The 12,867-nt window shown below is 55.1% G+C and carries 13 protein-coding genes; 7 read left to right on the top strand and 6 right to left on the bottom strand.

What is annotated here, in order from left to right; all coding sequences use genetic code 11:
* The first annotated feature begins 61 nt into the window (after positions 1–61).
* A complete protein-coding gene (locus tag OQ371_RS02060; protein ID WP_265992050.1) occupies positions 62–925 on the top strand; it encodes a helix-turn-helix domain-containing protein in 864 nt (287 codons plus the stop codon).
* Positions 926–1,039: 114 nt separating this feature from the next.
* Positions 1,040–1,447, top strand: coding sequence for a DUF983 domain-containing protein (locus tag OQ371_RS02055; protein ID WP_265992049.1), 408 nt, complete (start codon positions 1,040–1,042; stop codon positions 1,445–1,447).
* Between the two features lie 70 nt (positions 1,448–1,517).
* Here OQ371_RS02055 and OQ371_RS02050 read toward each other — a convergent pair whose 3' ends face one another.
* The 5 genes from OQ371_RS02050 to OQ371_RS02030 form a co-directional block, all read right to left on the bottom strand.
* Positions 1,518–2,354, bottom strand: coding sequence for a sugar phosphate isomerase/epimerase family protein (locus OQ371_RS02050; RefSeq protein WP_265992048.1), 837 nt, complete (start codon positions 2,352–2,354; stop codon positions 1,518–1,520).
* An 81-nt stretch (positions 2,355–2,435) separates the two neighbouring features.
* The gene (locus tag OQ371_RS02045; protein WP_265992047.1) at positions 2,436–2,771 is read right to left on the bottom strand and encodes a c-type cytochrome; all 336 of its coding nucleotides are present in this window, start codon (positions 2,769–2,771) and stop codon (positions 2,436–2,438) included.
* A gap of 180 nt (positions 2,772–2,951) precedes the next feature.
* Complete coding sequence (locus tag OQ371_RS02040; protein ID WP_265992046.1) at positions 2,952–4,613, bottom strand: DUF8832 domain-containing protein; 1,662 nt, start codon at positions 4,611–4,613, stop codon at positions 2,952–2,954.
* A gap of 47 nt (positions 4,614–4,660) precedes the next feature.
* Positions 4,661–5,857: a hypothetical protein gene (locus OQ371_RS02035; protein WP_265992045.1), complete on the bottom strand. Its 1,197-nt coding sequence runs from the start codon at positions 5,855–5,857 to the stop codon at positions 4,661–4,663.
* Positions 5,858–6,004: 147 nt separating this feature from the next.
* Entirely contained in the window at positions 6,005–6,253 is a 249-nt protein-coding gene (locus OQ371_RS02030) for a DUF6582 domain-containing protein (RefSeq protein ID WP_265992044.1), read from the bottom strand.
* A 126-nt stretch (positions 6,254–6,379) separates the two neighbouring features.
* On the opposite strand from OQ371_RS02030, the gene OQ371_RS02025 reads away from it, so the two are divergent.
* The 5 genes from OQ371_RS02025 to OQ371_RS02005 all read left to right on the top strand — a co-directional run bounded on the left by OQ371_RS02025 (position 6,380) and on the right by OQ371_RS02005 (position 11,958).
* On the top strand, positions 6,380–8,158 hold the full coding sequence (locus OQ371_RS02025; protein ID WP_265992042.1) for a DUF885 domain-containing protein: 1,779 nt from the start codon (positions 6,380–6,382) through the stop codon (positions 8,156–8,158).
* Positions 8,159–8,182: 24 nt separating this feature from the next.
* Positions 8,183–9,013, top strand: coding sequence for a CvfB family protein (locus tag OQ371_RS02020; RefSeq protein WP_265992040.1), 831 nt, complete (start codon positions 8,183–8,185; stop codon positions 9,011–9,013).
* 61 nt (positions 9,014–9,074) lie between these two features.
* Positions 9,075–9,659, top strand: a complete 585-nt coding sequence (locus tag OQ371_RS02015) for a GrpB family protein (protein WP_265992039.1) — start codon at positions 9,075–9,077, stop codon at positions 9,657–9,659.
* A gap of 164 nt (positions 9,660–9,823) precedes the next feature.
* Positions 9,824–11,455, top strand: coding sequence for a catalase (locus OQ371_RS02010; RefSeq protein ID WP_265992038.1), 1,632 nt, complete (start codon positions 9,824–9,826; stop codon positions 11,453–11,455).
* Positions 11,455–11,958: an ankyrin repeat domain-containing protein gene (locus tag OQ371_RS02005; RefSeq protein ID WP_265992037.1), complete on the top strand. Its 504-nt coding sequence runs from the start codon at positions 11,455–11,457 to the stop codon at positions 11,956–11,958. Before OQ371_RS02010 ends, OQ371_RS02005 begins: the two co-directional genes overlap by 1 nt.
* A gap of 71 nt (positions 11,959–12,029) precedes the next feature.
* Here OQ371_RS02005 and OQ371_RS02000 read toward each other — a convergent pair whose 3' ends face one another.
* Positions 12,030–12,830, bottom strand: coding sequence for an alpha/beta fold hydrolase (locus OQ371_RS02000; RefSeq protein WP_265992036.1), 801 nt, complete (start codon positions 12,828–12,830; stop codon positions 12,030–12,032).
* Positions 12,831–12,867: the final 37 nt, after the last annotated feature.

Here is a 12,867-nt window from a genome sequence, read left to right as displayed (position 1 = left end):
CCGATTGTTCTATTTTTGCTGAATCTTCGTTCTTTTGTCTAGCTTCTCCTTTTCCAACGCCATGTCAGTATCCGTACCCGTCTATAAACTCCAGGCATTTCCGCGGCACGAGCCCAACGCGCTTTTTTACATGACCCGGCTGGAGAAACTGGTGCAGGAGTTTAAGGGCATCGACAAACCGCATTCGCACACGTTTTATCTGGTCATGTGGATCACCCGCGGAAGCGGTACGCACACCATCGACTTCAAAACGTACCCGGTAGCGGCTCACCAACTCTACTTTCTGACGCCGGGGCAGGTACACAGTTGGCAATTATCGGCCGATATTGAAGGTTTCAACCTGTTTTTCGAAGCCAATTTTTTCCGCAGCCGTTTCGGGAGCCGGTTGTTTCAGTACCCGTTTTACCATTCGCACCAGCACCAGCCGCTGCTGGAGGTGGCGGGTTCGCCGGGGCTTTTTCAGGATTTGTTTCAGTATGCCTGGCAGGAGTACGACGCGCATCTGCCCAACCGGTCGGAGGTTTTTCTGTCGTTCGTCCACCTGATTCTGGAAACCGCCAGTCGGCTGTATACCGAGCAGCGGCCCACGGTCGACACGAATCTGTACGACCGCATCCGTCAGTACGAAGAGTTGCTGGAACGGCAGTTTCTAACCGTGCGGGAGGTAAGCCAGTACGCCGATCAGATGAACCTGACGCCCAATTACCTCAATGCCATCTGCAAAAAAGTACTCGGAAAAACCGCCAGCCAACTGCTCCACGAGCGTCAGGTGATTGAAGCGCAGCGCCTGTTGACGCATACAGCCCAGTCGATCAAGGAAATAGGTTTCCAGCTGGGCTTTGAGGATCCTTCCTATTTTGTTCGTTTTTTCAAAAAACACGCCCGGCAAACGCCCGCGGAGTTTCGGCAGACACTACTGGCCTGATCGTTGATTTGTACCATACCGCTCCGGTTTTGTCTTTCCGGAAAACACTTCTGGGGGGTACTTTTGCATTGTACTCACGGACCACCACCCAGGGTACATTAAACTCCGATAGCCATGTTAAAAGACAATCGATTATACAGCGTTGTGTTCAACAAATGCCCCCGTTGTCATCAGGGCGATTTCTTCGTAACCAAAAGTGCTTACAGCTGGCATTTTGATGAAATGCACGAGAAATGTCCGCATTGTGGGGAAGTGCTCATGCCCGAGCCCGGATTCTACTGGGGAGCGATGTTCGTGAGCTATGCGTTTTACACGATTTATACCCTGCTCACGTTCTTTGTGGCCGTCAAATGGCTGAATGTTGATCTGGACTATTACCTGATCGGTCTGGTGCCGACGCTGGTGTTGCTGACGCCGTATTTCTTCCGTTTGGCCCGGCGGAGCTGGCTGACGTTCTTCATCGCCTACGATCCAGAGAAAAAGCACCGCGCCAACGGCAAATCGTTGAACGTTCCGGCCTGACGGGACTGGTAAAAAGCAAGAGGAATGCCGGGCAGGCTGCGCGCTCTGTCTGCCTGGCGCTGAATAAAACCTACAGGACTTCCCGCAGATAAGCCACACTTTCAGGCATCTGTTCCATCGAACGCGAGGATTCGTCCTCAATGAAGTAGTGCTTGACGCCTGATTTTCGGGCCTGTTTCATGATCTCGGAAATCCCTAAATCACCCTTCCCAATGGCGACGTTCGATTCCACATCGACGTGGCCGGTGTTGTTGCCGGGCGTGCCGGGTTTGCGGTCTTTCAGGTGCATGAGCGGAAAACGACCCGGGTATTTTTTCAGAAGCGCAACGGGGTCCTGGCCGGGGTGCTTCACCCAAAAAACATCCATTTCAAAGTTGACATACCGGGGGTCGAGGTTTTCAACCAGGTAATCAAAGAAGGTTTGGTCCTGATAGGGCTGAAACTCGTAGCCGTGGATGTGGTAACAAAACGAAAGACCGTTGTCCCGCAGCAACTTACCGGCGGTGTGGAAAACGTCAACCGCATATTTGGCATCGTTGAGGGTAAAGCTGTCGCCGTTGTGCGGAATCCAGGCGCACATCACGTATTTGACGCCCAGGGCTTTGGCCTCGGCCAGTACTTTCGGGACGTTGCCGGCCAGGTCTTCAAAAGAAGCGCCGGTGCTGATCGGTTTCAGGCCGTATTTGTCGAGTAATTTCTTGAAATCAGCCGGTGCCAGGCCGTAGGTGCCCGCCAGTTCGACCTCCCGGAAGCCCATCTCCCGGACCTTCGCCAGCGTCCCTTCGACATCCTTCGGAAACTGTTCCCGAAAACTATACAATTGCAGGCCAACCGGCGACTTGGGTTGGGCAAATCCAGAAACCGTTAAACAAACGGCGAGCAGCGTAGAAAAAAGAAGCGTTTTCATGGGGCAGGAGTACTGTAAACAAACCAGTATCCTAGTTAGTCATTTAATCCGCATAATCCAACGGGGCATCCTCCGTTCAGTTTATTTTACCCCTCTTACTTTCTTCACATCCTCGGCCGTGATGGCATCGGCTTTGTTCCCAAAATTGCTGCGCACGAAGGTCAGCACGTCGGCAATTTCCTTGTCGGACAGGAAGTCATGCGCGGGCATCACGTTGTCGAACGTTTCTCCGTTGATTTCGATGGGTTCCTGCAACCCTTTCAGAATCACGTTGATCAGCCGGGTTTTGTCGCCCTGCACCCAGTCGGTTTGTCTCAGGGGTGGGTTTAGGTTCGGAACGCCCGAGCCGTCGACCTGATGGCAGGTCAGGCAGTACTGTTCATAGATTTGCTGGCCCGCTCCGGGCGCCGATTTCAATGCAGGTTTTTTCGTTTGTGCACTACCGGTTAACGTTAAAAAGCAAAGACCCAATACAAACACGATTCTCATGACGCAGATTTGACTTTTTGTAAAGATAAAGAGGAAAGCCAAAAATGCGGGTTAAGTGAGGGCGGTGCGGACAAAAAGCTATTTAAAATCCCGCAACTTTACTGCCCATCACATCAGACTTTCCTTTACCTGTGTGTCAAAAACGCCCGTCAGCACCCGGCCGTTGCGTTTCACCTGCACCCAGATGCGGTAGTGCCCCGCGCGCGGAAATGCATACGGAAACTCAACCATGTTGTTAACCTTCATCGGGTGCGACATGGTGGGCATTCCGGCCATCAGTTGTTGGTTTTTCTCCGGTTCGGGCAGTTGCTTCAGGTGGGTCACGTACCGGTCGATGCTGTCGCGGAAAACCGTCGGGTCGGGGTATTGGAAATAGCGGGTAGTGTCGGCAATGCGATCCACCAGAAACGTTTCGGCGGCCATCGAATAGGTGCCGACCGGGTGCAGGTGGATATAAACCGTGCCGTCGGAGCGAACAATGGCCGCGTGCCCCCCCATGCCGAGGTACGGTTCCAGCGCGGCCGGTTTGCCCTGCGCGTCAGCCACGGCGAACTTCAGCCGGTAGGGCTTGCCAACTTCCAGAACCTGCGCGGGTTTGTCGGTCCAGAACATGCTGGAGCCGTCGGCCAGTCTGGAACTGGCGCCGGGAATACCGCACAAGACCATGTCGTCGTCGAGGTGGGGCAGCCCGACGGCGTTTTCTTTTACCCCCATCGGTCGTGCCACCAGCCAGCTATCATCCGGGTCCGGTAACTGACTCACCGCGGGTGCCGCCTGTTTGGGAATGGTGACGGTATCGGTAAGGGTTTCCGTAAAGCCGTTGCGGTACACAATATCGGCGTACAACAGATACTGCCCCGCCGGGAGATCGGGCACGGCGGCCCGAAAGTCAGTGACCGTGCGCCGGTCGGGATGAAGGTGCGCAAAGGCGTCGAGGTTGGGTGTGCGGACCAGAAAAGCGTGCATCAGCTTGCCGTGATCCGGAACCAAGAAATTCAACTGACGGCGTTTGCTGCGGTTTTCCGCGAAATGCGACGTATCAATCCGGATCGTCAGATGATTCCGTCCGTCAACGGGTTCCACTTTTGACGTAATGGGGAGGGGAGCGTATAATTGTTCGGTCCGGTAATCGTCGGCCCAGCTGTTCCACCAGGTCCGCCAACCCGTTAACCCGACCGTCAGCAAAACGGCGGCAGTTGCCATCCCGATCAGGCGTTTCCGGCGAAAGGAAGCCGGTACGGCTTGTCCGGGCTTCAGCGTCCCATCGGCCAGACTGGCGCCAACGGTTGTAATCAGCAGAACGACCAACAGCACACCGAGGGCCGCCAGACCCAGGCTGGTTCCGGTGGACATGGGCTCCATTTTGGTCGGAACCGAAACGACCGGGGCCACGATGGTGGCTTTGCCATCGGGGCCGTCGAAGAGCAGTTCAACGCTCGACGATCCGGAGTCCATCATCCAGACGACGCCCTCGAACCGGTTGTCGCCCAGCGGAGTCAGTTCGTCGTGAACCGGAGCGCCCTCGTCGCCCGCGAAAAAATACACGGGCCGGGCCTGAATGGTTCTGGCGCGACCGCTCTCCACAAAAACCGTCACCTTAGCCGTGCCGGGCACCACGTCCGGCGGCACCACACTCACCAGAATCTGATAGTTTCCCGCCTGTTTCTGCACCAACACCCCCGGGCTGCCGACGTGTCCGAAGGCAATGAGCGAATGAGTGAATGATAGAATGAGGGAATAAATAAGTACCCTGAACCGAAAGCTCCCCATTACTTTTAATTTTTAACTCCTAACTCTTAATTTCTAACTTTTAGCTCCTAGCGTTGAACGCGTTTCATCCAGTTGCCCCAGAGCAGACCCACCCGGGCCGACAGGATGGCGCAGGCCAGGGCAATTCCGGTGCCTTTCAGAAAGTCGGGCAGCGGTTCGAGCCAGTAAGGATGAAATTTGTGGTGATACGGCCAGTTCGGATCGGTGTCGTACGACATGGATGACCCCAGGAAAAACCAGTTCTGGGCGTTGGGTGACGTATGCAGAAAGCCGCCAAAATACCATTGAACCGGGATGATCATGAGGACAAACGCCGTGCCGGTCAGGGCCGCCAGCCACCAGTCGTTGAGCGGGCTGTGGTCGAACCGGTGCAGCAGTTTGTCGAGCACAAAGCCGGGGACGATCAGCAGCAGCGGAAAGACAAACGGCTGGTAGTGCGTGATCGGATTCAGGACCGGCCCCAGCCGGGGGGTCGCCGGAAAAAGCGGCAGAATCCAGCTCGGAATCAGCATGGTCAGCATGTAAGCCGCAGCCGTGATGGTGATCGGATAGCGCAGCGACGACGCCCGGCCCACCGCCAGCAGGTAAAACGGAAAGGCGATGCTCATGGCGATGTACGACGAGGAGTGATGGGAGGCCCAACTGCCCATTTTTTCGGCCAGCATCGTGTAGAGAATGCTCAGCAGCAACCCGGCGGCCACGGTGAACATGATCTTAAGCCGTCGGGTTGGTCGTTCCGCCCGCGATGGATCGATCAGGCCGGTTTGCGAAAACCGGTTTTGCAGCGCCAGAACCCCAATCATGGCTCCGAACTGCACCGTCATCATGCCAATCAGCAGCACCGTATGCGGGGGCGTCAGAATCTGCACATCCAGGCCGTAGGTGTTGTGCCACCAGTCGTCGAAGGGGGCAGAGGTGAGCATGGTCAGGGCGCCCCATACGCAGTACATCGCCCCGAGCGACCCGTAGAAAACGCCCCAAAACCGGACCGAAACGGACCGCTCCGGATTCGTGCGGGCAAACGTAAGCTGTAAAATCTTGAACCCCGAAAACAAACCGGCGACCACGGCGCCGACGTACATCAGGAGATGCGGGGGCGCAAACAACCCGTCGCGGCCGATGCTCATGTGCCACATGATGTCCCAGAGCAGGCCCCAGACGATGCACAGCGAGGAAAACACCACGGCGTAGATGTAAGTAGGAATTTTAGCCAGTTGAGAGGAAGGCGAAAGGCTGGTTTGCATTGAAACGCTATCGGTTAAGGAACACGGTTAAATATAGGCAAAAGACCCCGGAAGACTCGTTTACCCCTATGCCTATTCTATGTGGCTGGTCGTTTCATAAAAAAGACCCGTTGCCGGGTCTTTTTTATTGAAGGTGGTTGAGGCTCGCTATTCGGCCTTGATTTCAATATCGTGCTTTTTGGCAGCCTGCCGAATCCGGTCCTTAATGGTTTCAACCTCATCGGCAGCGTACTTGGCCGCGTTGTCCTTGTGGTTTATATAGGACCAAGCCGCCCGGATGTGTTCCGGCGTATCGATCGGATATTTTTTGTTGGTCGGGTCGGCAAACGTTACGTCACCGTATTGGTGCAATCCTTCTTTCGGACTAACATCCTCCCGTCGATCAATTTTGCTCATACCGTTGTCAAGTTGTTTTTAGATTAACCTTGCCGGCGGCAGAAAGTTGCTGAAAGCCGTTGTCAGGCTTTTCAGCGGTTTCTTTCTAACTTTCCGGCCCGAACCTTTCCGGCATGAGATGACTTTATGAAAAAAATAGCAATTGCCGTTTTGATGATGGCTTCCGTAATGGCTTGTAACAACAACGGGCAGGACCACGCTGCCTCCAACGCGGATTTCGCGAAAACCGTGGACGATTATTACGAAGAGCGGCTGAAGCTGTTTCCGCTGGAAGCAACGTTTCAGGGCGATAACCGGTACAACGACCAGCTTCCAAACAGTATCTCGCAGGAATTTATCGATCAGACCAGGGCCTTTTATACGGCCTATCTGAAGAAACTGACCGCTTTTGACCGGGAGAAGCTCTCGGATCCCGATCAGATTTCGTACGATATTCTCAAACGCGAACTCGAACTGCAACTGGAGTCGTTTCAATTCAACCTCGAATACGTGCCGTTTTCGCAGTTTGAAGGGTTGACGCTGACCTTCGGGCAGTTGGGCAGCGGAGCGGGGGCGCAACCGTTCAAAACCGTGAAGGACTACGACGACTGGCTCAAACGGGTTTCGGCGTTCCGGGTGTGGGGCGACACGGCCGTGGCTAACTTCCGCAAGGGCGTGGCCGCCGGGCAGGTGTGGCCCAAAAGTCTGGTGGAGAAAATGATTCCGCAGATGACCGACCTGGTGGTGACCGACCCGACCAAAAGCCTGTTCTACGGACCGATCCATAAATTACCCAAAGACTTTAGCGAAAGCGATAAAACCCGGCTGACGGCGGCTTACAAAACCGCCATCCTGGAGGAACTGGTGCCGACGTACAGAAAGCTGGGCGATTTTCTCAAAAACGAATACTTGCCCAAAGCGCGCACCACGTCGGGCGTCGATGTCTGGCCGCGGGGGAAAGAATTGTACCAGTATGAAGTCCGGACCTGGACGACCACCGACAAAACGCCGGAAGAAATCTACCAGACCGGCCTGAAAGAAGTGGCCCGGATTCGGGGCGAAATGGAAAAGGTGAAAGCGCAGGTGGGCTTCACCGGCACGCTGGACCGGTTTTTTACGCACCTGAAAACCGATCCGAAGCTGTATCCCTACAAACAACCGAAGGACGTGCTGGCGGCTTTCAACGCCATTCTGGCCAAAATTGAGCCGCACCTGGAAACGATGTTCACCCAAACGCCGAAGTCGAAATTCGAAATCCGGCAGACGGAGAAGTTTCGGGAGGCATCGGCCAGCGCCGAATACAACCCGGCTTCGGCCGACGGCAGCCGTCCCGGCATTTTCTACGTGCCCATTCCGGATGCGACCAAGTTTAACGTGACCTCGGGCATGGAGTCGCTGTTTCTGCACGAAGCCATTCCGGGGCACCACTACCAGATTTCGCTGCAACAGGAGAACACCGATCTGCCCAAGTTCCGGCGGTTTGCGTGGTACGGGGCCTACGGCGAAGGCTGGGCGCTGTATTGCGAGTCGCTGGGCCGGGAGCTGGGTCTTTACACTGATCCGTACCAGTACATGGGCGCGCTGAACGACGAAATTCACCGGGCCATCCGGCTGGTGGTCGACGTGGCGATTCATACCAAACAAATGACCCGCGAGCAGGCCATTCAGTACATGATGGCCAACGAACCGATTGCGGAAGATGGCGCGGTGGCCGAAATTGAACGGTACATGGCCCTCCCCGGTCAGGCGTTGTCGTACAAGATCGGGGCGCTGAAAATCCGGGAACTGCGCGCTAAATACGAGCAGCAACTGGGCGACAAGTTTAGTCTGGCGGCTTTCCACGACGAATTTCTGAAAGACGGTTGTATGCCGCTGGATGTGCTGGAACGCAAAATGGATGCCTGGGCCAGTCGGCAGGCGAAATAACAAACGGTTGAACGTGAGTGGCGAATGATACAGATTGGAAAAATGAATACCCTCAGAGCCCTGCGCGAAACCAGCGTTGGTGTTTTTCTGGGCGACGACGAAGAAAATGATGTCCTGCTGCCCAACAAATACGTGCCCCGGACGCTGCAAATCGGCGACTCGATCGATGTGTTTGTCTATACCGATTCGGAAGACCGCATTATCGCAACTACGCTGACACCCAAAATCAAACGCAATGAATTTGCGCGGTTGCAGGTGGTTTCGGTCACGCGGGTGGGGGCGTTTCTGGACTGGGGGCTGGAAAAAGATTTGCTGGTGCCGTACCGGGAGCAGGTCCGCCCGATGGAAGTCGGGCGCTGGTACGTGGTTTATCTTTACCTCGACCACGAAACCGACCGGCTGGTGGCTTCCAACCGCCTGAACCGATTTCTGGACACGGCCAAGCCAAACCTGGACGAAGGGCAGGAAGTATCGCTGCTGGCCTACGAATCCACCGACCTCGGCATCAATGTCATCATCAACAACCGGTACCGGGGGCTGGTGTACGCCAACGAAATTTTCCAGGAAGTGTACCCCGGCGACCGGATGACGGGCTACATCAAGCAGATTCGTGAAGACAACCGCGTGGATGTGAGCCTGCAAAAACCGGGTTACGAAAACGTTGAGTCGAGCGCACAGCGCATCCTGGAAGCTCTGGACGACCGGCGCGGTTTTCTGCCACTCCACGACAAAAGCAACCCGGACGAAATCTACCGGGTGCTGGAAATGAGCAAAAAAACCTTCAAGAAGGCCGTAGGGGCGCTGTTTAAAGAACGCAAGATTGTGATCAAGTACGACGGTATTTACCGGGCCTGATGGCGCTTGGGCGTCCGTACCGCTAAAACCCCGGCGTGAACACCGACGAATTTTGACTGTTATGCATCCGTTGCACCAACCCTTTCAGCTGGTTGATGAAAGCCAGACCCGGGCGGCTTTCGTCGGTGAAATGCCGCCCCTGACAGACCGGGTTGAGGTGGTTGATTACCAGCCTCAGTGGCCCGCGTTGTTTCAGCAGGAAGCCACCAGAATCCGCCGGCTACTCGGCCCGGTCGTGTTAGGGCTTGAACACGTGGGGTCGACCTCGGTGCCGGGTTTAGCGGCCAAACCCATTATCGACATGGATTTGATGGTGGCCGACTCTGCCGACGAAGCCAGCTACCTGCCCCCTTTGGAGCGGGCTGGTTACCGACTGCTCATCCGGGAACCGGACTGGCAGCAACACCGTATGTTGAAAGGCCCCGCAACCGACATTAACCTGCACGTGTGGACCCTGGGCAGCATCGAAGCCCAGCGGCATGTGGTCTTTCGCGACTGGCTGCGGACCCATCCCGAAGATCGGGAACGGTATGGCCAATTGAAAAAAGAAGTAGCCAGGCAGCCCTTTACGTATATCTATGAGTACAACAATGCCAAGGCTTCCCTGATTTATGAGATCTACGAGCGGGCATTTTCCGGACAGTAACAGAAGCGGGAAGCAGGCTTCTGGCTTGTGAGGATTAGAAGGCCGCCAAAGGCGGGCTGAAAAAAAACTTTAGTAAAAAAGGTGGAAAAAATTTAAACCAACTACTTTCTGGATTGTTGCTTAATTCGATTGTTGCTTACTGTAGCACACTAAAAACGAACGCCATGATCGAGCCAAAGGACAACAACCAAAACACCTCCGAAAACAATAAACTGCCTGAGCAGGAATCGGCAGGTGGAGGCACAACCATCCTGACCACCCGGCAGGGCCACCCAATTTACGATAATCAGAATACCCGGACGGTGGGCAACCGCGGACCCGCAACACTTGAAAATTATCAGTTGCTGGAAAAGATGTCTCACTTCGACCGGGAACGGGTACCCGAACGCGTGGTTCACGCCCGGGGGGCCGGTGCTCACGGCATCTTCGAAGCCTACGGAACGATTGGCGACGATCCCGTTTCAAAATATACGCGGGCCAAAGTTTTTGAAAAAGGAAAAGTCACGCCGTTGTTCGTGCGTTTTTCGACGGTTATTCACGGCGGTCATTCGCCCGAAACCCTGCGGGACCCCCGGGGATTTGCCGTAAAAATGTATACGGAAGACGGTAACTGGGATTTGGTGGGCAACAACCTCAAGATCTTCTTTATTCGCGACGCTCTGAAGTTTCCGGATTTCATCCACGCCTTTAAGCCCGATCCAGTCACCAACCGGCAGGACCCAAACCGGCAATTTGACTTCATCAGTCACACGCCCGAGGCCATGCACATGATTACCTTCCTGTTTTCGCCCTGGGGGATTCCGGCGAATTACCGGCACATGCAGGGTTCCGGCGTCAACACCTACAAATGGGTCAACAGCGAGGGTGAGGGTTTTCTGGTGAAATACCACTGGGAACCGGTGCAGGGCATCAAAAACCTGACCCAGAAGCAGGCGGAAGAAATACAAGCCAAAAACTTCAACCATGCCACGCAGGATCTGTATGAAGCCATCGAGCGCGGGGAGTTTCCGGAATGGGAACTGTACGTCCAGATCATGAGCGACGACGAACACGATGAACTGGATTTTGATCCGCTGGACGACACCAAACTCTGGCCCAAAGAGCAGTTCCCCTGGCACCTGGTCGGTAAAATGACCCTGAACCGGAACCCGGTCAACTACTTTGCCGAGGTGGAGCAGTCGGCTTTTGGTACGGGTGTTCTGGTCGATGGACTGGATTTCTCGGACGATAAAATGTTGCAGGGACGAACGTTCTCGTACTCGGATACGCAGCGTTACCGGGTTGGAACCAACTACCTGCAATTACCGATCAATTCACCCCGCAAACACGCGGCTACCAACCAGCGGGACGGTCAAATGGCCTACCACCAGGATATTGCCCCCGGCACTAACCCGCACGTCAATTACGAACCCTCCAGTTTGGGCGGCCTGAAAGAAGCACCGCGTTCCGGCAAGGATCACACCCCGCTGTATCAGGCCCGGCTGGTCCGGGAGAAAATCAGTCGGCAGAACGATTTCAAACAGGCTGGCGAAACGTACCGCAATTTTGAGGACTGGGAGCGGGATGAGCTGATCTCCAACCTGGTTGGGGCACTCTCGGCGTCCGAAAAGCACATCCAGGAAAAGATGGTCGAGATGTTCACGAAATGCGACGAAGACTACGGTCGGCAGGTAGCGGAAGGGCTGAAAGCGGCCGCTGGTTCCAATGGTCAGAAGGTGGAAGCATCCCTGGTAGAAAAAGAAGGGCAGGCGGTACAGCAGGCTGAACAGGAGTCAACCGAATCAAAACCGTACTGATGTCGTCGCACGAGACAAGCATGGATAGCCAGGTTAATGCCCTGTTCAATGCGGCCAGAAACGGCGACATTGCCCTGCTGAACGAATTAATTGCTGCGGGCGTGGACACCAACATCCGGGATGCCAGAGGGTACACGCCCCTCATCCTGGCTGCGTATAATGAGCAGCTGGAAGCTACCCGGGTTTTGCTCGAAGCGGGAGCCGACGTGAATGCCGGTGATGCGGGCGGAAATACCGCTCTGATGGGGGCCTGCTTCAAAGGGTACGCGCCCATCGCGGAACTCCTGATCGCCCACGGTGCAGACCTCAACCTGCAACACGGGAATGGCGGAACGGCGCTGATGTTTGCGACCATGTTTGGCCGAAACAACTTGGTCAAACTGGTGATGGAACACGGGGCGAATCCAGCCCTGCGGGAAAATCGTGGTTTAACGGCCATCGATCTGGCCGTTCAGCAGGGAAACGTAGAAGCCATTGAAATCATGGAAGCCTACCAGAACTGATAGCTGGTTAGGCAGAACATAATAATTAAAAAATGCAAAGAGGGCACCATCTTATCAGTGGTGCCCTCTGGTTATTTACCGGCAAGAACGTTGTCGATTACTTCCATCAGCGTCTGATTAAACCGGTCAGGATCTTCGAGCATGGGGTAGTGGCTGGTGCTCGGAACGTGAAAAATCTGGTAATCGACGGTTAAATACCGTTTCAGCGGCTCTTCGTTGAACGGCATGTAATCCGCGTTGATGACGTAAAATTTGAATTTCAGCTGGGGCAGCAGTTCGCGCTCCCGCTGGTAATAGTCGAAAACCTGCGCAATGATGGGACGGCCCATCGGCGGATGCGCGTAACGGTAATCAACCGCCACACGCTTGGCAACGGGCTCGGGCGTTTGGGGCGTCACCAGAGCCAGATAGGCATACTGCTCACTGGTGTTCCCGAAATCCGATTTCAGATTTTCCTTCAGCGCTTCGACCTGATCCTGGTACTCGTCGGGCAGGGGCGTCCCGGCAGTCTTGAACATATCGACGACAATAAAGCCGATGATGGGGTCGGGATACGCCACGGCCGCTTCCAGCGTAGCGCAGGCTCCCATCGAATGCCCGATCAGAATCACGTTTTGCAGCTCCAGTTCCCTGATGACCGTTACTACATCCTGCCCGAAGCCTTCGACCGACCATTCCGTGCGGTCGCGGCCCGACTCCCCGTGACCCGGCAAATCCAGCGTGACAACTTTAAAATCAGGACTGAAAAAGGCTACCTGATTGTCCCAGTACGTTTGGTTGGTAAACGCACCGTGCACAAACAGCAGCGTCGTGTCGCCTTCGCCCTCCATGCGGTAGTGGATCGTTGCTCCGTCGCGCTGAATTTCTTTCATAGGAACCGGTGTTGGTTTTTCGGTCAATCGTCAACCG

The organism is Larkinella insperata, from assembly GCF_026248825.1.
In the GTDB taxonomy this organism is placed as follows: domain Bacteria; phylum Bacteroidota; class Bacteroidia; order Cytophagales; family Spirosomataceae; genus Larkinella; species Larkinella insperata.
Note: the sequence above shows the minus strand (reverse complement) of the source record. Positions and strands in the feature narration are given on the sequence as shown.